Here is a 24,991-nt window from a genome sequence, read left to right as displayed (position 1 = left end):
AGGTCATGCGCGTCGTCATCGCCGGAGGGCACGGAAAAATCGCTCTGATCACCTCGCGGCTGCTGTCCGCGCGCGGCGACTCGGTGGCCGGCCTCATCCGTAACCCCGACCAAGCCGACGATCTGCGTGCCGCCGGCGCCGAACCGATCGTCGTCGACCTGGAGAACACCACCAACGGTGTCGTGGCCACCCACCTGCGCGGCGCCGACGCCGTCATCTTCGCGGCGGGCGCCGGGCCCGGCAGTGGAGCGGCCCGAAAGGAGACCGTCGACCGCGACGCGGCGATCCTCTTGGCCGACGCCGCCGAAGCCGCGGGGGTGCGGCGTTACCTGATGATCTCGTCGATGGGCGCCGACGCCCACGCACCGGACGACGCGGGCAACCCGGTGTTCGTCGCCTACCTGCGGGCCAAGGGCGCCGCCGACGACGTCATCCGCTCGCGTGCCGACCTTCTCAGCACGATCGTGCGGCCGGGCCTGCTTACCAACGATCCGGGCACCGGCCGGGTGTACATCGCCGAACACACCGGGCCCGGCAGCATCCCCCGCGCCGATGTGGCGGCGGTGCTCGTCGCTGCGCTGGACATGCCGCAGACCGCCGGCCACACCTTCGAGGTCATCTCCGGCGACGTCCCGGTGGCCGAGGCGGTGGCCGCCGTTGCAGCCGGATAACGGCCGGCGCACCCGCGGTCAGGACGGCGCGAAGACGGTCTTGAACCGGTTCAGCGACTCTTGGATGTCCCCCTTGAGGGCACCGGCGACCACCATGCCGATCGGTCCGAACAGCGCGGGTCCGCCGAGGTGGATGTCGAACGTGACGGTCGAGGCGGCCGGGTCCGTCTGGCTGGGCTTGATCTTGCCCATCAGCTTGACCTTGACACCGCCTTTGCCGTCGCCGTTGAGCGTCATCGCCTCGGGTGGGCGGTAGTGCACCACCGTCCAGCTCACCCGGTTCGGCATGCCTTTGACCTCGACGATCGAGTCGAGCTGAGTGCCCTTCTCGATGACATCAGGCAGTTTGGAGCGCCATACCCGGTGGATGGACAGCCACTCCCGGTAGCGGGACAGGTCCGAGGCGCTCTCCCACGCCTTCTCGGGCGGCAGCGGGACGTCGACGGAGACGGACAGCTTCGCCATGCGCGAGCGCCTACGAGGTCGGCGGAGCCGTCGGGGGCTGCTGAGGCGGAGTGGTCGGCGGCGGAGGAGGCGCCTGACCGGACTGCTGTTCGGGCGGCACCGTGCCGGTGTTGTCGGCGACGGCCTTCCTGGCCGCGTCCTGCACCTTGTCGACCGTTGACGTGTACTTGCCCTTGGTCTTCTTGTCGACGAGATCACCGGCCTTGTCGATCACCGTGTCGACCTTGTCGGCGTTCTTGGAGAGAAGATCTTTGGCCTTGTCCAGAAATCCCATGCGACCAACCCTACCGCTCGCTCGGACGCCACAGGGTGCGCTGTTCTCCCAGCACACGGCCCTGAACCCACCAGATCACCTCGATGGCGACCGCACCGGCGAGCCCGATTCCCAGCGCCGTCGACGTCAGCGCGACGTTGGACGGATCGAGGATGAACAGCTCACGGGCGAACGGGATGCTGAAGATGACGACGTAGGCCAGCGCCGACACCGCCACCAGCAGCACCCGCCACCACTCATACGGGCGTGCCACCACCGACAGCACCCACAGCGCCGACACCAGCAGCGTGATCAGCGCCGCGGTCGAGGCCTGTGTCTGCTCGGTCTCGGTGGCCGCCCGCCCCTGGTAGGCGAGCAGGTACGAGGTGAACGTCGCCGCCCCGACGACGATCCCCGACGGCAGCGCCGACGTCATCACCCGCCGCACGAACCCTGGGCGGGCACGTTCGTTGTTCGGGGCCAGGGACAGGATGAACGCCGGGATACCGATGGTGAACCATGCGGCGATCGTCACGTGGATGGGCTGGAACGGGAACAGCAGCGGATCGGACCCGAACAGCTCGGCCGACAGTCCGCCCAGGCCTACGAGCACCGCCAGCAACACCGAGTACACCGTCTTGGTGAGGAACAGGTTCGAGACCCGCTCGATGTTGCCGATCACTCGCCTGCCCTCCCCCACGACGTAGGGCAGGGTGGCGAACTTGTTGTCCAGCAGCACGATCTGCGCCACCGCTCGCGACGCCGAACTCCCCGAACCCATCGCCACGCCGATGTCGGCGTCCTTGAGCGCGAGCACGTCGTTGACGCCGTCGCCGGTCATCGCGACGGTGTGGCCGCGGGACTGCAGCGCGTGCACCATCGCCCGCTTCTGATCGGGCCGTACCCGGCCGAACGTCGTGCACTCCTCCAGCGTGTCGGCGAGCGCGTCGGGCTGCTCGGGGAGCCGCCGCGCGTCCATCGTCTCGCCGGCCAGCCCGAGCGAACCCGCCACCGCACCCACCGAGACGGCGTTGTCCCCCGAGATCACCTTGATCGAGACATGCTGCGAGGCAAAGTAATCGAGGGTGTCGCGGGCGTCGGGGCGGACGCGCTGCTCGAGCACCACCAGCGCGGCGGGGGTGACCACACCGGGGGCGTCCGGTGCGTCCACCGGCCGGTCGCTGGAGCCGAGCAGCAGCACCCGCAGACCCTGCGCGCCGATCCTCTCGGCGTCCTCGGCCACCGGCGAGGCGGGGTCGAGCAGCACGTCCGGTGCGCCGATCACCCAGTTGCCGTGATCGGCATAGGAGGTGCCGCTCCATTTGGTGGCCGACTTGAACGGCGCGGTGGCGGTCGCGGTCCAGCCGGGCGGCATCGTGTAGGCCTCCGCGATCGCGGCCATGCTCGCGTTGGGCCTGGCGTCGTCGGCGGCGAGCTGGGCCAGCACCTCGGCGACCGTGCCCGCGCCCCGGTCGCTCGGCTCCTCTCCTGCCCGTGGAGCCTCGATGCGCAACAGATCGCTGACCCGCATCCCGTTCTCGGTCAGAGTGCCCGTCTTGTCGGCGCAGACGACGTCGACACGGGCCAGACCCTCGATGGCGGGCAGCTCGTTGACCAGACACTGCCTACGGCCCAGCCGGATCACCCCCACCGCGAAGGCAATCGAGGTCATCAGCACCAGCCCCTCGGGCACCATCGGCACCAGGGCTCCGACCATCCGCAGCACCGATTCCCGCCAGTCGGCCCCGGTGGTGAACAGCTGGGTATAGATGATCAGGGCCCCGGCCGGCACCAGCAGGTAGGTGATGAACTGCAGGATCTTGTTGATCCCGTTGCGCAGTTCGGATTTCACCAGGGTGAACTTGCTGGCCTCCTCGGCGAGTTTCGCGGCGTAGGCCTCGCGGCCGACCTTGGTGGCGCGGTAGGCGCCGGTGCCCGCCACCACGAAGCTGCCCGACATCACATGGTCGCCGACGTCTTTGGCGATGGGGTCGGCTTCGCCGGTCAGCAGGGACTCGTCGACCTCGAGGTTTGCCTCTTCGATGAGCATGCCGTCGACCACGATCTGGTCGCCGGGGCCCAACTCGATCACATCGTCGAGAACCACCTCGCTGGGCGCCAGTGGCCGGCTCCCGGACTGCCTGCGCACCAACGGTTTCGCCTGCCCGACGATGGCGAGTTTGTCCAGTGTCTGCTTGGCGCGCAATTCCTGGATGATGCCGATCGCACTGTTGGCGATGATGAGCAGACCGAACGCGCCGTTGATCACCGATCCGGTGGACAGCACGATGATCAGGAGCACGCCGAGGATGGCGTTGATGCGGGTGAACACGTTCCCGCGGATGATCTCGGAGACGCTGCGCGCGGCCCGGGTAGGGACGTCGTTGGTCTTGCCCTCGGCGACGCGCTGCGCCACCTCGGCGTCCGACAGGCCGGCGGCCACAGAAACCGTCATCGGGTGAAGACTCCCTTGCCGTCGTCGTCGAAATATTCCAGCGTGAGGGCGTCCCCGGCGAACGTCGCCGTCGAAACCGTTCCGGGGGGAGCGTTCTCGGAGGACACCGGGAAGGTGAACACGTCGCCATCCCACGGGCTCAGCTCGAAGGTGCCGCGCGGTCCCAGGGTGAGCTGCAGCCGGCCGTCGCGCTCGGCGACCGTCGCCGGCCCCCAGTAGGCGTTGCGGTACACCCCGGCGTACGACGGCAGCGGTGACGGCGGTTTCGCGCCGACGGGCCGCTGCTGGCCGACCAGCGCCCCGACCGGCTTGTCCATGTCGGCGAAAGCCTTGCCGTACAGCTCACCCCAGTCCTCGCGCACCTCCCCGAACTGGACCAGGTCGGCGAACTGCGCGGTCAGGGCCTCCGGGATACCCGCCGGGCTGGCGTTGGTCAGCGCGACGATCGCGACGTCGGCCGAGGGCAGGAACAGCACGTTGGTGGCCGCGCCGAGTTCGAATGCACCCGAGTGGCTCAGCTCGGTGCGTGCCGCCGACGTGGTGCCGACGTTGAAGCCGTATCCGTAGAACCCCGACCGCATCGCCGGTTCGGAGCCCCGCGACGACACCACCTGCGGGGTGACCGCGGGCAGCAGCGCCTTCGGGTCGATCAGCGCGCGGCCGTCGTGCTGCCCGTCGGCGAGCACCATCGCCATCCACCGGGCCATGTCGTTGACCGATGAACTGGCCCCACCCGCCGGTGACTGTGCCTGCGCGTCGCGGACGTAGCGCGGCTCGTAGCGGCCGTCGATGCGGATGTGGCCCACCGCGCGGTCCGGCCGGGCCTCGTAGTCACCGAACGTGTAGCTGGTGGCGGTCATGCCCAACCGCGCCAACAGCGCGTCGGAGGCCAGTTCCTCCCAGGACTTCCCGGTGCCGGCGGCGACCGCTTCCGCGCCGGCGGTCAATCCGAAGTTGGTGTAGGCGTAGGACGTTCGGAACGGATCGAGCGGCAGTTCGCGGAGCCGCTCCAGCACCTGCCTGCGGTCGTAGCCGAGGTCTTCGAGCTTGTCCCCGGCATGGTCGGGCAGTCCGGAGCGGTGCGAGAACATGTCCCCGACCGTGACCATCTGCGTGACGGCCGGGTCCGACAACCCGAACCACGGCAGCCGCGACACCAGGGGGGTGTCCCAGCTGACCTGGCCCTGCCCCACCAGGGTGGCCACGACCGTCGCGCTCAGTGGTTTGGACAGCGATGCCAGCTGGAATACCGTGTCGGGACCGACCCGGTTCTCCGGCCGATCGGCACGCTCAAGGTTCTTGACGCCGAACCCTTTCGCGTACACCGTTTTTCCGCCGTGCACCACGGCCACCGCCATGCCCGGGATACCCGACTCGGCGACCAGGCGCTCGGCGATCCCGTCGAGTTCGGCCACCGCGTTGTCCACCGCGTTGTCCGGAAGCGGCATCGCCGGAACCAACGGAGGGGGCACCTTCCAGGCCTGCCCGGCGGGCGGGGCCACGGATGTCGCGGACGCGGCGGGGTCGGCGGGCTCGGCGCCGCACCCTCCCAGCAGCGCAACAGCCAGTGCGAACACGGCCAGCCTGACCGGTGGATTCATGATCAGCACCGTAACGCGTCGTCGCAGCCTAGAAGCGCCACCACGGCTCGAAAGTCGACTCCGGGTCCACCCGCTGACCGGGGATCGGCACCGCGAGACGCACCCGCTCGGCATTAGTGGCAGCCGTCAGCCGTTCCGCCGGTTCGGCCCAGGGGTGCGGCGCCAGCCGGAACGTCGCCCAGTGGATCGGCACCATCAGGCCGTGGTCCACGTCGGTGAGGTCCAGGTGGGCGCGTACCGCCTCTTCGGGGTTCATGTGGATGTCGGCGAAGGCGGGGTGGTAGGCGCCGATCGGCAGCAGGGTGAGGTCGAACGGGCCGTATTCGGCGCCGATCTCGGCGAAGCTCTTGGTATAGCCCGTGTCGCCGCCGAAGAACGCGTTGTGGACGGGCCCGGCTACCACCCACGACGACCACAGCGTGGAGTCGCGCGCGAACAGCCGTCCGGAGAAGTGCCGCGCCGGTGTGCAGACCAGGGTCAGGTCGTCGATCCGGTGAGCCTCGTTCCAGTCCAGTTCGACGATGCGGCTCTCGGGGATGCCCCACTTGCGCAGGTGTGCGCCGATGCCCAGCGGCACCACGAACGGGGCGCGCTGGGTGTGCGCGAGCGCGACGATGGTGTCGATGTCGAGATGGTCGTAGTGGTCGTGGCTGATGATGACGGCGTCGACGGCGGGTAGCGCTTCCAGCAGCACCGGCGCGTCGTGCATCCGGTGCGGTCCGACCGCGCGCGACGGGGAGCACCGATTGCTCCACACCGGGTCGGCCAGCACGCGGTAGCCGTCCACCTCGATCAGCACGCTGGAGTGGCCGTACCAGCTCGCCGCGGCCGGCGCCGCGACCGGGTCGACTGTCGGCGGCTCAGCGAGCGGGATCGGTGCGGACGGTGTGCCCTGGGACGCGAAGTTCGCCAGGTCCCGCAGCAGCATGCGCTGCACGTCGCGGTCCATCGTGATGCCCGACGGCGGCTCGAGGTTGACGAACTTCCCGTCCTTGTAGTGCGGCGAGCGGCGCGCCACCGGCGCAATCTCCGCGGGGGTCGCTCCGAGCGAGGCGGGCGTGCCCTGCAGCGCGCGCAACACCCATCCCCCGGCCAGCAGCGATGCCGTGCCGAAGCCGTAGCGCAGCGCCGTCCGCAGCACCATCAGGCGCCCCGGAACCTGGGCGGCCGCTTCTCGATGCGCGCGACCTGGGCCTCGATGATGTCCTGGCTGGCCCAGGCCCGGTCGAAGAGCTCCTGGTGGGCGGGCCACGGCTCTTCGTAGGCGCCGTCGTCGTTGAGCACCCGCTTGGCGTGCTGCAGCGCCAGCGGCGCGAATCCCGCGATCTCCTGCGCCCAGGCCTGCGCGTCCGCCAGTGTGCCGATCCGGTTGGCCATCCCGGTCTGCAGCGCGACGTCGGCGGTGAGCCGTTCGGCGGCCAGCAGCATGCCGCGGGCCCGTCCGGCGCCGACCAGCGAGGTCAATCTCCGGATGCTCCAGTTGTCCAGGGCGATACCGTATTTCGCGACCGGGAACTGGAAATAGGCCTCGGGCGCCACCACGCGAAGATCGCAGATCATCGACAGGATGACCCCGGCGCCGATCGCGGGGCCGTTGACCGCGCCGATGACCGGCACCGGTGCGCGGTCGATCGCCAGGTTCAGCGCCCTGGCTTTGTCGGGAAGCTCGTCGGCGACGCCCTGACCACCGGACAGGTCCGCCCCCGAACTGAACACGTGGCCGGCGCCGGTGATGACGATCGCGCGGACGTCTTCGGAAGCCGCCTTCTCGATCGCTTCCCGCAGTCCGTCCACCAACTCGGCGTTGAGCGCGTTGCGCCGCTCGGGGCGCTGCAGCTCCAGCGTCATCACGTTCCCGTCGCAGGTCACTCCAATCATGGACCCCACCCTATTAGCCTTTCCCTGTGAGCCGGATCCGCGCCCATGCGCTGCGCGACGCCCTGCTGGACGAGGGATCCTTCGTGAGCTGGGATGAGCCGCCGCTGACCGTGCCCACCTCGGAGGCATACCGTAGGGAACTCGACGACGCCGAGGCCGCGACCGGGCTCGACGAATCCGTGCTCACCGGCGAAGGACGGGTGTTCGGCCGGCGGGTCGCGCTGGTGGCGTGCGAGTTCGACTTCCTGGCCGGTTCCATCGGGGTGGCCGCAGCCGAACGCATCGTTGCCGCGGTGCAGAAGGCGACAGCCGAGCGGCTCCCGCTGCTCGCGTCGCCCAGCTCGGGCGGCACCCGCATGCAGGAGGGCACGGTCGCGTTCTTGCAGATGGTCAAGATCGCCGCCGCCGTGGAACTGCACAAGAAGGCCCATCTGCCGTATCTGGTGTATCTGCGGCATCCGACCACCGGCGGGGTGTTCGCGTCCTGGGGGTCGCTCGGGCATGTCACCGCCGCCGAACCCGGAGCGCTGATCGGGTTCCTGGGCCCGCGGGTGTACGAGCATCTCTACGGCGAACCGTTTCCGTCGGGCATCCAAACCGCCGAGAACCTGCACCGCCACGGCGTCGTCGACGCTGTCGTCCCGCTCGCGGTGCTGCGCGCGACGCTGGACCGCACGCTGAAGGTGGTGTCGGATGCGCCCGGCGAGCCGCCCGTCGCGCCGGAGCCCGAACCGCTGCCCGATGTGCCGGCCTGGGAGTCGGTCGAGATCTCGCGGCGCCCGGACCGGCCGGGCGTCAGCGCGCTGCTGCGGCACGGCGCCACCGAACGGGTGCTGCTGTCGGGGACGGGTCAGGGTGAGGCGGCCACCACGCTGCTGGCGCTGGCCCGGTTCGGCGGTCAGCCGGCCGTCGTCCTCGGACAGCAGCGAGTGGTCGGCGGGGTGGTCGGCCCGGCGGCGCTGCGCGAGGCCAGGCGCGGCATGGCGTTGGCGGCGGGACTGAAACTGCCGCTGGTGCTCGTCATCGACACCGCGGGTCCGGCGCTGTCGGCCGAGGCCGAGGAAGGCGGGCTGGCCGGTGAGATCGCTCGGTGCCTGGCCGAGCTGGTCACACTCGACACCCCGACGATCTCGGTACTGCTCGGCCAGGGCAGCGGCGGCCCTGCCCTGGCGATGGTGCCCGCTGACCGGGTGCTGGCGGCCCTGCACGGCTGGCTGGCACCGCTGCCTCCCGAGGGCGCCAGCGCGATCGTGTTCCGCGATGTCGACCACGCCCCGGAACTGGCTGCGGCACAGGGCATTCGATCGGCGGATCTGTTACGCAACGGGATCGTCGACGCGGTCGTGCCCGAACATCCCGATGCGGCCGACGAACCGATGGCGTTCACTGCGCGACTCTCGGCGACCATCGCGGCCGAACTCCACCGGCTGCGCACGGTGCCCGACGAGCAGCGGCTGGCCGCCCGCCTGGAGCGCTACCGCCGCATAGGCCTTCCCTGATCCCGCCGAAATCGCATTCCACGCGGCACTTTTCGCGGATTCATCGCGTGGAATGCGATTTCGGCGGGAGACGGGGTCGTCCGTCTCACCCCTGTCACACCTCGATGGGTGGGTGAAGCCGGTCCATCGTGTACTGCCGGTTGCGGCGCGCCGACCATGCGCTGGCAGCCAGTGAGGCAGCGAGCAGGCCCGCCAGAACGGCGATCGCGATCCACAGCCGCGAGTCGACGCCGCCGACGGTCAGTTGCCGTAACCCGTTGACCGCGTAGGTCATCGGGTCGAACGGATGGATGATCTGGAACGGTCGGGCGGTGGTCTCGACCGGGTAGATGCCGCCCGCAGAGACCAGCTGCAGCATCAGGAATGCGAGCGTGACCACGCGGCCGACCGCGACTCCGAACACCGCGTTGAACGCCTGGATCATGGCCAGGAATGTCGCGGCGATCAGCACCAGGAACGCGACGGTGGCCAGCGGGTACTTGGCCTGCAGGCCGACGCCGAAGTGCACGACGGCGTACATGACCACGACCTGGCACGCCGCGATCAGCAAGCCGGGCCAGTAGGAGGCCAGCACCACCCGCAGGGCGCCCAGCCCGTTGACGATGGGCCGGGACTGCAACGGCGTCAACAGCATCCATGTGATCAGCGCGCCGATGAACAATGCCAGCGGCATGAAGAACGGTGCGAAACCGGTGCCGAACGTGGCCGCCGGGTTGGTGTTGACCAAATCCAGGCCGACCGGCGTCACCAGCGTCTGCGCCATCGCCGTGCGCTGCTGCGGCGTCCACGACGGAACCTCAGCCGTGCCCTGACGCAACTTGGTCGCCAGCTCCTGCCCGCCGGCCCGCAACTTCTCCGTACCATCCGCCAGCTGGGACGCCCCGGACGACAACTCCCGGCCCCCGCCGGACAGCTGCACCAGCCCGGCGCTGAGCCGCTGGGCCCCGGAGTTCAGTTCGTCGGCGCCGTCCTTGAGCTTGGCGACGTCCGAACGCAGCCCGCCGTTCAGCGCGCGTGTCAGGAAGGTGCGCAACTCACCCCCCGGGTCGCCGAGCTCGGCTTCCAGTCGGGACGCGCTGTCGCGCAACCGGATCAGGCCCTCGTCGGTGGTCGGGTCGATGTTCTGGGCACGCAGCAGCCGCTGAGCACCGGCCAGCGCGTGCCCCGCGTCGCGCACCGCCGGGTCGGGGTTGGCCTGCAGGAAGCCGACGGCCTGGTCGACGATCGCGGAGGCCTGCGCGCTGTTGACGTTGAGAGCCGCGATCCGGTCGGTCGTCGAATGCACGGCTGCGGACAGATGCTGCGCGGCGAGCGCGACCTCATCGGGGTTCAACTCCAGTGCACCGACCCGGTCCAGCACCTCCAGCAGCGGACCCGTCGCGGTGTCCACCGCTGCGGCCAATTGTCGTGTGCCCGCAGCGAGTTGGGCCGAGCCGGCACGCGCTGTCTCCAGTCCGGACGACAGCGTGGCCGCGCCGGTGGCCAGCCGGTGAGCGCCGTCGTCGGCCGCGTCGAGGCCGGTGGCGAGTCGCTGCGCGCCGTCGGCGGCCTGGTCGAGCCCTGCGCCGGCGTCGGTCAGCCCGGTCAGCACCGTGCCGACAGTGCGTTCGCCGATTTTGGCGTTGACCTGGTTGAGAACCTCGCGCGAGGCGTTCTGCCCGATGACCGTCGCCAGATAGTTGTTGGCGTCGTTGAAGGTGAACCGGATCTGCGCCTGCTGCGGGTCGTCACCGGAAGGCGACGCGACGCGCTCGCTGAAGTCCGGCGGCAGCGTGATCGAGAAGTAGTAGTCGCCGCGCGCGACGCCGTCGGCGGCCTGCTGCGCCGACATCTCGGTGAGATGGAGCTGGCCGGACTGCATGAGTGCCGTGGCGACCTCGTCGCCGGCCCGCAACGGCTGCCCCTGCGCCGACGCGCCGCGGTCCTCGTTGACCAGGGCCACCGGCACCTTGTTCACCTCGGCGAACGGGTTCCAGAACGCCCAGAGGTACATCGCGCCGTACAGCAGCGGCATCAGGATGATGGTGATCAGCGCGATCCGCGGCATCACCCCGCGTGAATAGCGCTTGAGGTCGGTGCCCAGTGACATCCCGGCCAGCGCCATCAGGCACCACCTTTCTGCTGATCTGCAAGCTCGGAGCGGGTGGTGTTCTCGACCTCGATCTGGGCGACCGGCCGGCCGGGGACGGGGTTGACGCCCGCGGTGACGACGGTCTGGGCGCGGCCCAGCTCGACGAGTCGGGAGACCAGCAGATCGCGATGCCGGTCATCGGTGACCTGCTCGATGCTGCCCACCACCAGTAGCGGTGGCCGGCCGGTGTTGGCCAACGCGACCCGCAGCAGCAGACCGTCGAGTTCGGTGAGCTCCTCGACGTATTCCGACAGCGGGGGCAGCGGCAGGTCGCCGAAGACAGGCCCGCACACCCGGACCAGCTCGTCCTGGCCGGCCCGCCGGATCAGCCGGTACCAGTCGGCGTCCCAGCGCAGCTTCTCGGTGATCAGATCCCGCACTGTCACCGATTCGGCGACCGGGTCGAGTTCGTCGATGCCGGCGAGCGCGGCGTGGGCGAAGATGTCGCGGACGCGGCTGCGGCCGAACACCGACAGCGAACCGGACGCGGGACGCATCCGGCCCGCCAGCGTCATCAGCAGCGCGGTGCGTCCCGAACCCGGCGGGCACAGCAGCACGGTGACACCGCCGGCGGCGACGTCGAGGTCAAGAGGTCCGTAGACCGGACCCCATGGGCCGCGCATCGTGATCGCGCGTGCGACGATCGCGGGCTCGGGGGCGGCGTCTTCTGACACCCGGCAATCCCATCACACCGGCGCTCTAAGCCCGCCGAAATCGCATTCCACGCGGCGTTTTCCGCGACAACGGCGCGTGGAATGCAATTTCGCGATCTACCTACGTCACGCGAACGCCAGCGCGGCGAGCATCGCGCCCGCGGTGACCGCCAGCAGCGGCAGCCGCAGCAGGTTCTTCCGCGTCCACCGCAGCGCCGCGGACTCGTCGATGTCGGCGGGGTCCGTGCGTTCGAACTCGGCCGCCGTGGGGATCAGGTCGAACAACGTCCACAGCCGCATCGCCGCGTGGCTGACCAGGGCGACCAGCAGCACCACCCCGACCGTTGCGTCGCCCCACGTGACCACCAGGGTGACGACGAGCAGCACCTCGAAGATCAGGGGCGCGGGCAACCAGAACCGCACCCGCGAGATGCCGCCGTTCTTGGACTGGATGATGCCCGGGCGTCTGGGCCAGTACGGGTCGACGACGAGGGCTTCGTAGACGGCGGCGCCCAGACAGACGCAGGCGGCCAACGTCGTCGCGGCGATCAGGATCAGCGTCGGGGTCCCCACAACCGGTGATTATCCAAGTGTCAGGATGTGCCATGGCCCACATTCAGCCGTTCCGGATCGAAATCGCCGACATCGACCTCGCCGACCTCAAGGAACGCCTGCAGCGCACCCGGTGGCCGGAAGCCGAATGCGTCGACGATTGGAGTCAGGGCATCCCGCTGTCCTACACCCGCGAACTCGCCGCCTACTGGGCCGACGAATATGACTGGCGGGCAAGGGAAGCCAGCCTGAATCGGTTCGACCACTTCACCACCGAGATCGACGGACTGCCGATCCACTTCATCCATGCACGGTCCACCCGTGCAGACGCTCTCCCGCTGATCATCACCCACGGCTGGCCGGGGTCGGTCGTCGAGTTCCACAAGGTCATCGAGCCGCTCACCGACGCCGGCTTCCACGTCGTCTGTCCGTCGTTGCCCGGCTACGGGTTCTCCGGCAAGCCGGCGTCGACCGGGTGGGGTGTGGAACGCATCGCCGCGGCCTGGGACGAGCTGATGGTGCGGCTCGGCTACCGCCGCTACGGCGCCCAGGGCGGCGACTGGGGCGCGGCGGTCACCACCCAGATCGGCCGCAACATCGGCCACTGCGTGGCGATCCACACCAATATGCCGATCGGCCAGGCGCCCAAGGACATGGGCGAACCGACACCCGACGAACAGGCCGCCCTCGAACGCCTCGGCTACTACCAGCGCTGGGATTCCGGCTATTCCAAACAACAGTCGACCCGGCCACAGACTCTGGGTTACGGCCTGGTCGATTCGCCGGTCGGCCAGCTGGCCTGGATCGTCGAGAAGTTCTGGTCGTGGACCGACTGCGATGGGCACCCCGAGAACGCCCTCAGCCGAGACGAGTTGCTCGACAACGTGATGCTGTACTGGGCCACCGGCACGGCGGCGTCGTCGGCACGGCTGTACTGGGAGAGCTTCGGCAGCTTCCGCGGCGGGGGGCCGGTCACACTGCCCACCGGTGTCGCGGCGTTCCCGAAGGAGATCCTGCGCTCGCCGCGGCACTGGTGCGAGGCCAATTACAACATCACCCGGTGGACCACCATGCCGCGTGGCGGGCATTTCGCGGCGTTCGAACAGCCCGAGCTCTACATCGAGGACGTCGCAACGTTTTTCGCCGACTTCCGCTGACCGCCGAAATCGCATTCCACGCGCGTCAAATCGCGAAACGACCGCGTGGAATGCGATTTCGGCGCAGAAGGCGGCCGCAGAGGGTCAGAGCTCGGTGAGCGGGGTGAAGGTGCGCACCGTCGTCACGAAGGCGCCGTCGACGCGCTCCGACACCGTGACGTAGGCCGCGCCGTCGGGTCCGAACTTCACCGGTTCGACGAGCTCGCCAGGTCCGAGATCGAGATCGAGGACCTTCACCGGCCCCGTCGACGTCAACGCCCAGACCCCCTGGTCTGCGCCGGTGAGGGTGACGTACGGCGTGCCGTCGGGACCGAACACCACTTCTTCCTGCCAGAACACGTAATCCTGTTCAGCCGCTTGCGGGAACCCCGCGAGGTCCGCGGTGGCGATCGTGGCGCCGTCCTGGTCGAACCGCAGGAAGTGGTACTCGAACGGCGACTGGCCGGACTCGACGGTGATCAGCACCCCGCTGCCGTCCGATCCGAACTGGAGCGCCGGGAAGTTCGGGCGCAGCGGATTGCCCGGCAGCGCAGGCGTCACCGTGTCGGTGGCCAACGCCAGCACCGCCCGCGACGTGACCCGGCCCTGCTCGTCCCGTGTCTCGATGACCTGATACGCCGCGCCGTCCGGCCCGAACTCCACCGGAGTGGCGACCGTGGTGCCGGCGGGCAACGTCATCGTGCGCACGATGGTCCCGTCCGGGTTCACCACGGCGAGATAGCGCACACCGCCGGACTCGTAGACGACGTAGCCGTTGTCGCCGGCGTTCGGGTTGGCGTCATATCCGCCGAGCACCGGGCTCACGCTCGGCAGCACCGGCACGACCGTGCCCGGGACCTCGACCGTGATGACCTCACCGGTGCTGCTGATGATCGCCACGCTGTCGGTCCCGGTGGCGGCGTTGCGGACCGAGACGTACACCGTGCCGTCCGGGGTGACGCTGATCGGATTGATGACGCGCCCGTCGAGGGGATCGGAGGTTTCGATGGCGTCCGCGGTGATCCGGGAGATGTAGGACTTCCCGGTCGACTCGTCGAAGGTGTACTGGTAGACACCATCTGCGGTGATCACTTTCGCGCCGTCCGGAGTGCCGGGGATCTCCCGCACGGTGTTCGACGTCCCGGTGAACGTGTACACGCGAGTTGTCTTCGTGCCGAAGAAGTTCCGCTCGACGGTCAGGTAGCCCCGGCCGTCCTGGCCGATGACGACGTCGTTGACGGTGTCGGCACCCGATGGCAGCGACACCCGCCGCGAGTTGCCGCCCGGTCCGACTGCCAGCACCGACGTGACCCCGAACGAGCGGGACACGATGTACACGCTGCCGTCCGGCGCGACGCTCGGCGTGTCTGCGGCGACACCGAGTTGATACACCCGGGGCCAACCCGCAGCGGAAACGCGGATGAGCCGGTCGCCGGAACCGGAGGGGAACTGCCGCGTCGGGAAGAACACCGCCCCGTTCGGGGCGACCACCATCGGTGCGGACGGTTGCCCGATCACTGTTCCGACCGTCTTCACCACCCCCTGGCCGTCGACGAGGGAGATGGTGGACGTGTTCGACGACTCCTTGTAGGTGGTGACCAACAGGGTGCCGTCGGGCCGGACGACCGGGAGTGCCTGCTCCACTGGGTATCCGGCGATGACATCGGTCGTCTTCAGCACCTGGCCGTCCTCGTCGAGGATGCTGACGCGGGTCCGGATGGGCCTGTTGGTCGCGTCCACGTCGTGGGTGACCTGATAGATGGTGCCATTCGAGCTGATCAGCACAGGGCCCGCGGCCCGTCCGGGGGTCGACTCACTTGCGTCCACGTATGCCGTTACGACGACATCGACTGTGGCCGTGAGGGTTCCACCGTGTCCGTCGCTGATCGTGAACGTCAGCGAGTCGATCCCGGCATCGGCCGGCGCACCCGGGGTGCCTGCGGCCTCACGGGCGGCCGCCGTCGGTGTGTAGGTGAACGTGCCGTCGCCGTTGTCGACGAGCTCGCCCTTGTCGGTCGAGAGGGGTCCGGTGATGCTCAGCGCGTCGCGGTCGAAGTCGTAGGCACTCACCCTGACGATGGTGGTGCCGGTGGTCAGGCTCGGGTTGCCGGCGCGGGCGCGCGCACCGAACGGGTCGGCGTTGCGAGGCAGGATGTTCACGGTGACGGGAACCTCGACAGCGCCGCCGGCGGCGTCCTTTACCGTGACGGTGAAGCTGTCCGTCCTGTCCTCCGCGGTGGCCCCGTCCGCGGCCGCGGCATGGCGGGCCGCGGCGGACGGCGTGTAACGGAAGGTGCCCCACGGCGTAACGGCGACCCTGCCCTTCTCGGTGCCGGCCGATCCGCTGTAGGTCAGCCACCCACCGTCGGGATCGGTCGCTTTCACGCGGCCACCGACCGAGCCGGTGAAGACACCCGGGTCGCGCGTGGTGACCTCTGCAGGCTGCGGCACCGCACCGGCGCCGCCGTCCACCAATCCGGTGGTGTCCGTCGGCGAGCCACTGTCGCCGAGTTCGGTTCTCGGCTGCCCGAACTGCCGGCGCGCGAACGCGAGCAACGTCCACAGCAGGGGCGACTCGACCGGAGCGGCCGGCGCGGACCCGTCGGAGGACTGCGGGGCGAACAATGCAGTGACGACCGACGACGACGTCGGCGTGCGCGCCTTGTCCGGCTCTCGGGCGTCCCGAGAAACGTCGACGAGTGGTTCCGGCGGCACCTCGTCCGCGGCCGGGCCGGGCTCCGGGGAGGGTTCCACGCCGGTGCCCTCGCCGTCGTCGGGCTGGTCGTCGTCCGCGGCGGGCACGGGCTCGGTGTGCAGATCCCCGGACCCGCTCTCGGTCTCGTCGGGCTGCACGTCGTCGGGGTCGGACCCCTTTAGGTCATCTTCTGATCGATTGCTGCCATACGAGCCGCGCTTCTCGACCCCCGTCGGCTCCTCGTCATCGGCGTCATCCTCCGGCACGGAATCCTGCTCGTCGGCGTCGTCCTCGGGATTGACATCAGCGTCAATGCCGCCGTCGGTCGAGTCCCCGGCTCCGGACGCCGAATCCCCTTTCGTGTCATCTGCTTTCGCGTGCTCGGCGCTGGTCGACGACGTGTCGTCACCGGCGTCTGCGGACGCCATCCCGGGCAGCGCGACCGTCGCTGCGCCGATGCCCAGAGCAACGGCCAACGCGCCGACCCGTCCCACGAACCGTGCATGATCCATCTGAACCCCCCAAATTTGCTGACAGCACAGACAGCCTAGGGTCGGGTGTTGCCAGATGGAAGGATTTCGGTGAACTCCGGACGTTGCCCGCTACGCCAGTGACTGCACCCAGGACCGGTGCAACGCCGCGTAATGCCCGTCGTCGCGGGCCGTGAGCTCCGCCGGTGCCCCGTCCTCGACGACGCGACCGTGCTCGAGCACCAGCACCCGATCGGCGATCTGCACCGTCGACAGCCGGTGGGCGATCACCACCGCGGTCCGGTCGGCCAGCACCGTTTCCAGGGCTCGCTGCACCATCCGTTCACTCGGGATGTCCAGCGAGGAGGTCGCCTCGTCCAGGATCAGCACCGCGGGATCGGCCAGGAAGGCCCGTGCGAATGCGACGAGCTGGCGCTGCCCGGCCGACAGCCGTCCACCGCGTTTGGCGACGTCGGTGCCGTAGCCGTCGGGCAACGCTTCGATGAAGGTGTGCGCCCCGACCGCGCGGGCCGCGTCCCGCACCTCGTCATCGGTGGCCTCGGGTCTCCCGAACCGGATGTTGTCGGCGATCGTGCCGCCGAACATGAAGTTCTCCTGCGTCACCATCACCACATGGCGGCGCAGATCGGTCTGCGCCACGTCACGCAGGTCGACCCCGTCCAGCGTGACCGTTCCGGCCACCGGGTCGTAGAACCGGGTGATGAGTTTCGCGATCGTGGTCTTGCCGGCACCGGTGGTGCCGACCAGCGCGACGGTCTGCCCGGCGGGAATCACCAGATCCAGCCCGGGAAGCACCGGGCGTCCCTGTACGTACTCGAATTTCACGCCGCAGAAGGCGATCTCGCCGCGCACGTCGCCGAGTTCGACCGGGCTGGCGGGGTCGCTGATACCCGGCTTCTCGGCGAGCACGCCGGCCAGCTTCTCCAAGGCCGAGGCCGCGGACTGAAAGGTGTTGAAGAACTGTGAGATCTCCTGCATCGGCTCGAAGAACATCCGCAGGTAGAGCAGGAACGCTGCCAAGGTGCCGATCGTCATCTCGCCGTGCAGGACCCGGTAACCGCCATAGAGCAGCACCACACCGGTGGTGAGGTTGCCGACGAGCTTGACGCCCGGCATGAAGACGGCCAGCAGCTTGAACGTCTTCTCGTTGATCACGCGGTAACGGTCGGCGACGTCCTCGAAGATCTCCTGGTTGCGTGGCTCGCGGCGGTAGGCCTGCACCGCCTTGATGCCCGTCATGGTTTCGACGAACTGCACGATGACCAGCGCGGAGATCTCCCGGACCTCGCGGTAGGCCTTCGACGACTCCCGCCGGAACCACAACACGAGCAGCACCAGGATCGGGAACGCCACCAGGCACATCAGGCCGAGCTTGACGTCGAGGACCACCAGCAGCACCGCGGTGCCGACCAGCGTGAGCACCGCGGTGATCAGGCTGTCGAAGCCGGTTTCCAGCATGTCCTGAATGGCCTCGACGTCGTTGGTGGAGCGGCTCACCACCCGGCCGGAGGTGTAGCGGTCGTGGAACGCGATGTCCAGGCGGGCGAAATGGCGGAACACCCGGCGACGCAGTTCGAGCAGCACCTTCTGCCCGGTCCGGCCCGATCGGCGCAGGAAGTACATCCGACTGGTGGCCTGGACCACGACCACACCGCACAGGCCCGCCACGATGGTCAGCAGGGTGGTCGCGGTCCCGCCTTCGAGCAGCGGCGGGATGCCGTCGTCGATGCCCTTCTGCACCAGAAGCGGAACCGAAAGACGCGCAGCGTTTTCCACCACCACGACGATCGCGAGCACGGCGACCACCCACCGGTAGGGATACAGCAACGAGTACAGCAGCGACCGGGCCTCACGTCGGCGCGGCACCGATTCGTCGATCGGGAGATCGGACTGCTCGTCGAACTTTCCACGCCAGTCGGCGGTGCTCATCTGCGCCTCCCCAGGACTTCCTGGTCCACGCGGGCGCATTCGTCGTCGCCGTCGAGCCGGGCGCGCTCTTCTCGTTCGATCATCTGCTCGTCACGCAGACGCTCATCGGCCCAATCACATTCGCGTTCGCTGCCGTCGTCGAGCTCGTCGTCGGCGGCCAGCAGATAGCGGTACTCGGGTACCCGGGAGAGGAGGTCAGCGTGCGTGCCGACGTGCGTGATGGTGCCGTTCTGCAGCAGCGCGACCCGGTCGGCGAGCAGCACCGTCGAGGCCCGATGGGCCACCACGACGCCGGTCACCTCGTGCAGCACTCGGCGCAGTGCCTCCTCGACCACCGCCTCGGTGTGCACGTCGAGGGCCGAAAGCGTGTCGTCGAGAACCAGGATCCGCGGACCGGCCAGGATCGCCCGGGCCAGCGAAAGGCGTTGGCGCTGACCACCCGACAGACTCATTCCCTGCTCGCCGATGCGGGTGTCCAGACCGAACGGCAGGTCGTAGACGAACTGCGCGGCCGCGATCTCGACGGCTTGGCCCAACTCGTCGTCGGCCGCTGGATCTTCTCGGGGCCGGCCCAGCCGGAGGTTCTCGGCGACCGACATCGAGAACAACGTCGGATCCTCGAACGCGGTGGCCACCGTCCGGCGCAGTGCGTCCAGCGACAGCTCGCGGATGTCCCGGCCGTCGACGCGAATCTCACCCTCGCTGACGTCGTAGAGCCGCGACAGCAGCCCGACCAGGACCGACTTGCCCGACCCCGTCGCACCGACCAACGCCAGCGTCTCCCCCGCTTCGACGGTGACGTTCACGTGGCGCAGAGCCCAACTGTCGGGCGCCGCGTCCGGGAAGCGAAACCCGACGTCGACGAGTTCCAACCGGCCGCCCCGCGGTGCCTGCGTGCGCGGACCGTCGGTGATCTCCAATGGCGCGTCGAAGATCTCGGCGATCCGGTTGGCCGCGGTGAACGACTCCTGGGTCATCGACAGCAGGAAACCCAGCGACGCGATCGGCCACACCAGCGACAGCATCATCGTGATGAACGCGACCAGGGTGCCCATCGTCACCGAGCCGTTTCCTGCGGCGTACGCGCCGAAGCCGAGCACGACGATCAGGGTCAGGTTCGGGATGATCTCCAGCAGCGTCCAGAACTTCGCCGACACCGACACCCGGCCGACCTGCGTGTCGTAGAGGCCGGTGAGCTGCTCGTCAAACCGCTCGTAGACGTAGTCCTCACGACCGAACGACTTGACCACGCGCAGGCCCAGCGCGGCCTCCTCCACGTGGGTGGCCACGTGGCCGGCCTGATCCTGCGCCAGCCGCGACAGCCGGGTGTACTCCTGCTGGAAATGCAGCACCGTCACCGTGATCGGCACGATCGACACCAGCACCACCACGCCCAGCGGCCAGTACATCGCCAGCAAGATCGCGGTGACGACGGTGATCTGAAGGACGTTGAGCATCAGGAAGATCAGGCCGAACGACATGAACCGGCGAATCGTGCTCAGGTCGTTCATGATCCGCGACAGCAACTGGCCGGACTGCCAGCGGCCGTGGAACGACATCGGCAGGATCTGCAACCGCGCGTAGAGCTGTTTGCGGATGTCGGCTTCCACGCCCATCGTCGCGCGGGCCACCAGCCACCGCCGGATGAACCACAGCACAGCCTCGGTCACGCCGACAGCGACCGCCGCCGCGCCGACCAGCCACAGGCCCTGCTGATCCTGATGACGCACCGGACCGTCGATCACGGCCTTGGTCATCAACGGGATCGAGATGGTGGCCGCGAGGCTGGCCAGCGCGACGACGATCATCACGATCCAGCGGCCCCGATACGGCAACAGATACGGAAGCATCCGCCACAGGTCCGAACTCGGCTTCACCCGCTTCGGCGGCGCCCCGATCGCGGGCGCCGCATGCAGAGATTCTCGGGTGTCAGCCACTTAGAGCATCTTCCCATTGCGGGCAAGTGGTTAAGTCGCGCTCCGCCCGCGCCGAACTTGCATTCCGGCAGCGAAAGTTCGAGTGAGGGCCCGCGGGAACGCAATTTCGGCGGTCGGTGCCGAATTGGGTGCGATACAGCTCGGCGTAGCGGCCGCCGCGGACCAGTAGTTCCTGATGATCACCGCGCTCAACGATGCGGCCGTCCTCGACGACGAGGATCAGATCCGCAGCGCGGACCGTGGACAGCCGGTGGGCGATCACGATCGACGTCCGGCCGGCCAGCGCCTCGGCCAGCGCGGCCTGCACGGCGGCCTCGGACTCCGAGTCCAGCGACGCGGTGGCCTCGTCGAGGATCACCACCTGCGGAGAGGCCAGCAACACCCGCGCGATCGTCAGTCGCTGCCGCTGCCCACCGGAGAGCCGGTAGCCGCGCTCCCCGACCACGGTGTCGAGCCCGTCGGGCATGGCCGCCACGACGTCGTCGAGTCGCGCCCGCCGCAGGGCCGCCCAGAGCTGGTCATCGGTTGCGTCCGGAGCGGCCAGCGTGAGGTTGGCCCGGATCGACTCGTGGAACAGGTGACCGTCCTGGGTGACCATCCCGACGGTGTCCTTCAACGACGCGAACGTCACGTCACGGATGTCGACGCCGTTGAGGCGGATCGCACCGCCCTGGACGTCGTACAGGCGCGCCACCAGCGACGCGATCGTGGACTTGCCCGCTCCCGAGGACCCGACCAGCGCGACCACCTGCCCAGCCCGCGCCGTAAACGAAATGCCGTGCAGCACTTCCTCACCGCCGGGGTCGTCCAGTTCGGCGACCTCCTCCAGGGAGGCCAGCGACACCTGATCAGCGGACGGATACGAGAACCGCACGTCGTCGAACTCCACGGTCACCGGACCGCGCGGCACCTCGACCGCGCCGGAGCGTTCCCGGATCAGCGGGACCAGATCCAGCACCTCGAATACCCTCTCGAAACTGACCAACGCGGTGGCGATCTCGACGCGCGCGTTGGCCAGCGCCGTCAGCGGCGCGTAGAGCCGGGTCAGCAACAGGGCCAGCGCCACGATCTCGCCGGCCTGCAGATGACCACCGAGGGCGAGTGTGCCGCCCAGGCCGTAGACCAGCGCCAGCGCCAGCGCCGACATCAACGTCAGCGAGTTCATGAACGTCGACTGCAGCATCGCGGTGCGGACCCCGATGTCGCGCACGCGCCCGGCCCGCACCGCGAACTCTCGGGACTCGGCCGCGGTGTCGCCGAACAGCTTCACCAGCGTCGCCCCCGGCGCCGAGAACCGCTCGGTCATCTGGGTGTTCATCGTCGCGTTGTGCGCCGCGGCCTCGCGCGAGAGCCGCGCCATCGCCGCGCCGATCCGCCGCGCGGGAATCAGGAACAGCGGCAACACCACCAGCGCGGCCAGCGTGATCTGCCACGAAATACCCAGCATCACCGCCAGCGTCAACGTCAGGGTCACGAGGTTGGACACCACCCCGGACAGCGTGTCGGAGAACGCGCGCTGGGCGCCCATCACGTCGTTGCCGAGCCGGCTCACCAGCGCGCCGGTACGGGTGCGGGTGAAGAACGCGACAGGCATGCGCTGCACGTGATCGAACACCGCGGTGCGCAGGTCGAGAATCAGGCCCTCGCCGATGGTCGACGACAGCCACCGGGTGAGCAACGCGACCCCGGCCTCGGCGAGCGCGACCACCGCGATGACGGCCGCCAGGGCGACGACCACCCCGGCACTGCCCGCGCCGGTGATCTCGTCCACCACGCGCCCGGCCAACAGCGGGGTCGCCACTGTCAGCGCCGCACCGATGACGCTGACGCCGACGAACACCGCCAGCCGGCGATGGTGGCGCGCCGCGAAGCGCCAGATCCGGGCCAGCAGCCGGCGGTCGGCCAAGGAGTGCAGATCACCGCCCTTTGCGTGCGTCTGCCGGTACAGCGACTGGCGGGCGACCGTTTCCAAACTCATGTTTTTCACCGTAGGACCTCAACGAAGATTGAGGTCAATGACTTCCCTCCGGCGCCGGCCGGTAATCCGCAGGCACCACCTCCCACGAGGACGCCGCTTCATCAGGCAAGATTGCGTGCATGGACAGTGGTGTGGCCTCACCCCGGGTGCTCGTGGTCGACGACGATCCCGATGTGCTCGCCTCGCTCGAGCGCGGCCTGCGACTGTCCGGATTCGAGGTGTTCACCGCCGTCGACGGCGCCGAGGCCCTCCGCAGCGCCACCGAGACGCGCCCGGACGCGATCGTCCTCGACATCAACATGCCGGTGCTGGACGGAGTGTCCGTGGTGACCGCGTTGCGGGCGATGGACAACGACGTGCCGGTCTGTGTGCTCTCCGCCCGCTCGTCGGTGGACGACCGTGTCGCCGGCCTGGAAGCCGGCGCCGACGACTACCTGGTCAAGCCCTTCGTGCTGGCCGAGTTGGTGGCGCGTGTCAAGGCGCTGCTGCGCCGGCGCGGTTCCACGGCTACCTTCTCGTCGGAAACCATCACGGTCGGCCCGCTGGAGGTCGACATCCCGGGCCGGCGGGCCCGCGTGGACGGAGTCGACGTCGACCTGACCAAACGCGAATTCGACCTGCTGGCCGTGCTCGCCGAGCACAAGACCGCGGTGCTGTCGCGGGCGCAGCTGCTGGAGCTGGTGTGGGGCTACGACTTCGCCGCCGACACCAACGTCGTCGACGTGTTCATCGGCTACCTGAGGCGCAAGCTCGAGGCCAATGGCGCACCGCGACTGCTGCACACGGTGCGCGGCGTGGGATTCGTCCTCAGGCAGCAGTGATGAGCGCTTGCGCGAAGAACAGGCAACAGTAGTTATGGTCGCGCTGTCCCGCATCTTTCGCCGCACACCGTCGCTGCGCACGCGGGTCGCGTTCGCCACCGCCATCGCCGCAGCGATCGTCGTCGGCATCGTCGGCACCGTGGTGTGGGTCGGCATCACCAACGACCGCAAGGAGCGGCTCGACCGTCGCCTCGATGAGGCCGCCGGGTTCGCGATCCCGTTCCTGCCTCGCGGGCTCGACGAGATCCCGAAGTCCCCGAACGACCAGGACGCGGTCATCACCGTGCGCCGGGGCGGGCAGGTGACCTCGAATTCGAATGTGGTGCTACCCGAGCTGGAGCCCGGTTATGCCGACACCGAGGTCGGGGGTGTCCGGTACCGGGTGCGCACGGTGCAGTTGTCGACACCCGAACCGATGTCGGTGGCCGTCGGCGCGACCTACGACGCGACGATCGCCGACACCAACAACCTGCACCGGCGTGTCCTGATCATCTGCACGTTGGCCGTCGGCGCGGCCACGTTCGGCGGCTGGCTGCTGGCAGCGTTCGCGGTGCGGCCGTTCAAACGGCTGGCCCAACAGACCCGCCAGATCGACGCCGGTGACGAAGCGCCCGACATCGACATCCGCGGCGCGACCGAAGCCGTGGAGATCGCCGACGCGGTCAAAGGGCTGGTGGAGCGTGTGTGGGAGGAGCAGGGTCGCACCAAGGCGGCGCTGGCGTCCGCCCGCGACTTCGCGTCGGTGTCGGCGCACGAGCTGCGCACTCCGCTGACCGCGATGCGGACCAACCTGGAAGTGCTCGCGACGCTGGACCTGTCCGAGGAGGGCCGCAAGGAGGTCGTCAACGACGTCATCCGCACGCAGTCCCGCATCGAGGCGACGCTTGGGGCGCTGGAGCGTCTGGCCCAGGGCGAGCTGTCCACCGAGGACGACCATGTGCCGGTCGACATCACCGAGTTGCTCGACCGTGCCGCCCACGACGCGATGCGGGTCTACCCGGAGCTTGAGGTGTCGCTGGTGCCTGCGCCGACGGTGATCATCGTCGGGTTGCCGGCCGGTCTGCGGTTGGCCGTCGACAACGCCATCGCCAACGCGGTCAAGCACGGCGGTGCCACCCGGGTGCAGCTGTCAGCGGTCAGCTCGCGCGAAGGCGTGGAGATCGCGATCGACGATGACGGCGTCGGGGTTCCCGAAGAGGAGCGCAAGGTGGTGTTCGACCGGTTCTCTCGCGGGTCGACGGCGTCGCATTCGGGTTCGGGCCTGGGGTTGGCGTTGGTGGCTCAGCAGGCCGAACTGCACGGCGGCACCGCGTCTCTGGAGGCCAGCCCGTTGGGCGGGGCGCGCCTGCTGCTGCGGCTGCCCGGCCCGCGCTGATTTTCTCGCCGAAATCGCATTCCGGCAGGCAGAGTGCGAGTGGTCGTCTGCCGGAATGCAATTTCGCCGGAGGCGACGTCAGCGGGTGGCGAGCAGGTCGATGACGAAGATGAGCGTCTTGCCCGACAATCGATGCCCGCCGCCGGCGGGGCCGTAGGCCTGCTCCGGCGGGATCGTCAGCTTCCGGCGCCCGCCGACCTTCATCCCGGGGATGCCGTCCTGCCAGCCCTGGATCAGGCCGCGCAGCGGGAACTCGATCGACTCGCCGCGGTTCCACGAGCTGTCGAACTCCTCGCCGGTGTCGTACTCGACGCCGACGTAGTGCACCTCGACCCTGGCACCGGGGACCGCTTCCGGCCCCTCGCCCACCACGAGGTCTTCGATCACCAGCTCCGCGGGGGCGGGGCCGTCGGGGAATTCGATCTCGGGTTTGGTAGCCATCCGACCAGCTTAGTCCGCAGACGCGGGCAC

Annotated in this window: 19 protein-coding genes; 5 read left to right on the top strand and 14 right to left on the bottom strand. The window is 69.1% G+C overall.

All coding sequences use genetic code 11. The annotated features are described in order from the left end of the window. The first annotated feature begins 5 nt into the window (after positions 1-5). Positions 6-671 (top strand): NAD(P)H-binding protein, encoded by a 666-nt coding sequence (locus ACTWP6_RS03485; protein WP_443186822.1) that lies wholly within the window; start codon positions 6-8, stop codon positions 669-671. Positions 672-689: 18 nt separating this feature from the next. On the opposite strand, the gene ACTWP6_RS03480 is transcribed toward ACTWP6_RS03485, so the two are convergent. Genes ACTWP6_RS03480 through ACTWP6_RS03455 form a run of 6 tightly spaced genes read right to left on the bottom strand, consistent with a single transcriptional unit; the run spans position 690 to position 7,323 of the window. Further along, positions 690-1,136 (bottom strand): type II toxin-antitoxin system Rv0910 family toxin, encoded by a 447-nt coding sequence (locus ACTWP6_RS03480; protein WP_260755251.1) that lies wholly within the window; start codon positions 1,134-1,136, stop codon positions 690-692. Positions 1,137-1,146: 10 nt separating this feature from the next. Next, positions 1,147-1,410 carry an antitoxin gene (locus ACTWP6_RS03475; RefSeq protein WP_443186821.1) on the bottom strand — a complete coding sequence of 88 codons (264 nt, stop codon included), beginning with the start codon at positions 1,408-1,410 and terminating at the stop codon, positions 1,147-1,149. Between the two features lie 10 nt (positions 1,411-1,420). Beyond that, positions 1,421-3,844 carry an HAD-IC family P-type ATPase gene (locus ACTWP6_RS03470; protein ID WP_443186820.1) on the bottom strand — a complete coding sequence of 808 codons (2,424 nt, stop codon included), beginning with the start codon at positions 3,842-3,844 and terminating at the stop codon, positions 1,421-1,423. Further along, entirely contained in the window at positions 3,841-5,445 is a 1,605-nt protein-coding gene (locus ACTWP6_RS03465) for a serine hydrolase (RefSeq protein WP_443186819.1), read from the bottom strand. Before ACTWP6_RS03465 ends, ACTWP6_RS03470 begins: the two co-directional genes overlap by 4 nt. A 28-nt stretch (positions 5,446-5,473) precedes the next feature. Beyond that, complete coding sequence (locus ACTWP6_RS03460; RefSeq protein WP_443186818.1) at positions 5,474-6,589, bottom strand: MBL fold metallo-hydrolase; 1,116 nt, start codon at positions 6,587-6,589, stop codon at positions 5,474-5,476. Beyond that, complete coding sequence (locus ACTWP6_RS03455) at positions 6,589-7,323, bottom strand: enoyl-CoA hydratase (RefSeq protein ID WP_443186817.1); 735 nt, start codon at positions 7,321-7,323, stop codon at positions 6,589-6,591. The genes ACTWP6_RS03460 and ACTWP6_RS03455 overlap by 1 nt, the downstream gene beginning before the upstream one ends. 26 nt (positions 7,324-7,349) lie before the next feature. On the opposite strand from ACTWP6_RS03455, the gene ACTWP6_RS03450 reads away from it, so the two are divergent. Continuing rightward, complete coding sequence (locus ACTWP6_RS03450) at positions 7,350-8,822, top strand: acetyl-coenzyme A carboxylase carboxyl transferase subunits beta/alpha (RefSeq protein WP_260755257.1); 1,473 nt, start codon at positions 7,350-7,352, stop codon at positions 8,820-8,822. Between the two features lie 94 nt (positions 8,823-8,916). Here the strand turns inward: ACTWP6_RS03450 and ACTWP6_RS03445 are convergent, their stop codons facing one another. From ACTWP6_RS03445 to ACTWP6_RS03435, 3 genes are all read right to left on the bottom strand, one after another. Next, positions 8,917-10,926, bottom strand: a complete 2,010-nt coding sequence (locus ACTWP6_RS03445) for a YhgE/Pip domain-containing protein (protein ID WP_260755258.1) — start codon at positions 10,924-10,926, stop codon at positions 8,917-8,919. Next, positions 10,926-11,576 carry an ATP-binding cassette domain-containing protein gene (locus ACTWP6_RS03440; protein ID WP_396885574.1) on the bottom strand — a complete coding sequence of 217 codons (651 nt, stop codon included), beginning with the start codon at positions 11,574-11,576 and terminating at the stop codon, positions 10,926-10,928. Before ACTWP6_RS03440 ends, ACTWP6_RS03445 begins: the two co-directional genes overlap by 1 nt. Positions 11,577-11,732: 156 nt before the next feature. After that, positions 11,733-12,179 carry a hypothetical protein gene (locus ACTWP6_RS03435; protein ID WP_260755260.1) on the bottom strand — a complete coding sequence of 149 codons (447 nt, stop codon included), beginning with the start codon at positions 12,177-12,179 and terminating at the stop codon, positions 11,733-11,735. A 32-nt stretch (positions 12,180-12,211) separates the two neighbouring features. Between ACTWP6_RS03435 and ACTWP6_RS03430 the strand changes: the two genes are divergently transcribed. Continuing rightward, entirely contained in the window at positions 12,212-13,315 is a 1,104-nt protein-coding gene (locus ACTWP6_RS03430; protein WP_443186816.1) for an epoxide hydrolase family protein, read from the top strand. A gap of 84 nt (positions 13,316-13,399) precedes the next feature. Here ACTWP6_RS03430 and ACTWP6_RS03425 read toward each other — a convergent pair whose 3' ends face one another. From ACTWP6_RS03425 to ACTWP6_RS03410, 4 genes are all read right to left on the bottom strand, one after another. Beyond that, positions 13,400-16,501, bottom strand: a complete 3,102-nt coding sequence (locus ACTWP6_RS03425) for an Ig-like domain-containing protein (RefSeq protein ID WP_443186815.1) — start codon at positions 16,499-16,501, stop codon at positions 13,400-13,402. A gap of 90 nt (positions 16,502-16,591) precedes the next feature. After that, positions 16,592-18,409, bottom strand: coding sequence for an ABC transporter ATP-binding protein (locus ACTWP6_RS03420; RefSeq protein WP_443186814.1), 1,818 nt, complete (start codon positions 18,407-18,409; stop codon positions 16,592-16,594). Further along, a complete protein-coding gene (locus tag ACTWP6_RS03415) occupies positions 18,406-20,346 on the bottom strand; it encodes an ABC transporter ATP-binding protein (RefSeq protein WP_260755264.1) in 1,941 nt (646 codons plus the stop codon). Before ACTWP6_RS03415 ends, ACTWP6_RS03420 begins: the two co-directional genes overlap by 4 nt. Next, positions 20,339-22,324: an ABC transporter ATP-binding protein gene (locus tag ACTWP6_RS03410; RefSeq protein WP_260755265.1), complete on the bottom strand. Its 1,986-nt coding sequence runs from the start codon at positions 22,322-22,324 to the stop codon at positions 20,339-20,341. The genes ACTWP6_RS03415 and ACTWP6_RS03410 overlap by 8 nt, the downstream gene beginning before the upstream one ends. Before the next feature lie 110 nt (positions 22,325-22,434). On the opposite strand from ACTWP6_RS03410, the gene prrA reads away from it, so the two are divergent. Then, on the top strand, positions 22,435-23,145 hold the full coding sequence (gene prrA / locus ACTWP6_RS03405) for a two-component system response regulator PrrA (protein ID WP_260758281.1): 711 nt from the start codon (positions 22,435-22,437) through the stop codon (positions 23,143-23,145). Positions 23,146-23,179: 34 nt separating this feature from the next. Then, complete coding sequence (locus tag ACTWP6_RS03400; protein WP_443186813.1) at positions 23,180-24,520, top strand: HAMP domain-containing sensor histidine kinase; 1,341 nt, start codon at positions 23,180-23,182, stop codon at positions 24,518-24,520. 78 nt (positions 24,521-24,598) lie between these two features. Here ACTWP6_RS03400 and ACTWP6_RS03395 read toward each other — a convergent pair whose 3' ends face one another. Next, positions 24,599-24,961 carry an FKBP-type peptidyl-prolyl cis-trans isomerase gene (locus ACTWP6_RS03395; RefSeq protein WP_260755267.1) on the bottom strand — a complete coding sequence of 121 codons (363 nt, stop codon included), beginning with the start codon at positions 24,959-24,961 and terminating at the stop codon, positions 24,599-24,601. Positions 24,962-24,991: the final 30 nt, after the last annotated feature.

It is taken from the genome of Mycobacterium sp. 4D054, assembly GCF_052245755.1.
GTDB lineage: Bacteria > Actinomycetota > Actinomycetes > Mycobacteriales > Mycobacteriaceae > Mycobacterium.
This window is presented reverse-complemented; position numbering and strand designations above follow the sequence as displayed.

Bases quoted from the DNA above. Each gene is read 5' to 3' on its own strand.
- ACTWP6_RS03485 (WP_443186822.1), top strand. From the start codon at position 6: ATGCGCGTCGTCATCGCCGGAGGGCACGGAAAAATCGCTCTGATCACC.
- ACTWP6_RS03480 (WP_260755251.1), bottom strand. From the start codon at position 1,136: ATGGCGAAGCTGTCCGTCTCCGTCGACGTCCCGCTGCCGCCCGAGAAG.
- ACTWP6_RS03475 (WP_443186821.1), bottom strand. From the start codon at position 1,410: ATGGGATTTCTGGACAAGGCCAAAGATCTTCTCTCCAAGAACGCCGAC.
- ACTWP6_RS03470 (WP_443186820.1), bottom strand. From the start codon at position 3,844: ATGACGGTTTCTGTGGCCGCCGGCCTGTCGGACGCCGAGGTGGCGCAG.
- ACTWP6_RS03465 (WP_443186819.1), bottom strand. From the start codon at position 5,445: ATGAATCCACCGGTCAGGCTGGCCGTGTTCGCACTGGCTGTTGCGCTG.
- ACTWP6_RS03460 (WP_443186818.1), bottom strand. From the start codon at position 6,589: ATGGTGCTGCGGACGGCGCTGCGCTACGGCTTCGGCACGGCATCGCTG.
- ACTWP6_RS03455 (WP_443186817.1), bottom strand. From the start codon at position 7,323: ATGATTGGAGTGACCTGCGACGGGAACGTGATGACGCTGGAGCTGCAG.
- ACTWP6_RS03445 (WP_260755258.1), bottom strand. From the start codon at position 10,926: ATGGCGCTGGCCGGGATGTCACTGGGCACCGACCTCAAGCGCTATTCA.
- ACTWP6_RS03440 (WP_396885574.1), bottom strand. From the start codon at position 11,576: ATGCGCGGCCCATGGGGTCCGGTCTACGGACCTCTTGACCTCGACGTC.
- ACTWP6_RS03430 (WP_443186816.1), top strand. From the start codon at position 12,212: ATGGCCCACATTCAGCCGTTCCGGATCGAAATCGCCGACATCGACCTC.
- ACTWP6_RS03425 (WP_443186815.1), bottom strand. From the start codon at position 16,501: ATGGATCATGCACGGTTCGTGGGACGGGTCGGCGCGTTGGCCGTTGCT.
- ACTWP6_RS03420 (WP_443186814.1), bottom strand. From the start codon at position 18,409: ATGAGCACCGCCGACTGGCGTGGAAAGTTCGACGAGCAGTCCGATCTC.
- ACTWP6_RS03410 (WP_260755265.1), bottom strand. From the start codon at position 22,324: ATGAGTTTGGAAACGGTCGCCCGCCAGTCGCTGTACCGGCAGACGCAC.
- ACTWP6_RS03400 (WP_443186813.1), top strand. From the start codon at position 23,180: ATGGTCGCGCTGTCCCGCATCTTTCGCCGCACACCGTCGCTGCGCACG.
- ACTWP6_RS03395 (WP_260755267.1), bottom strand. From the start codon at position 24,961: ATGGCTACCAAACCCGAGATCGAATTCCCCGACGGCCCCGCCCCCGCG.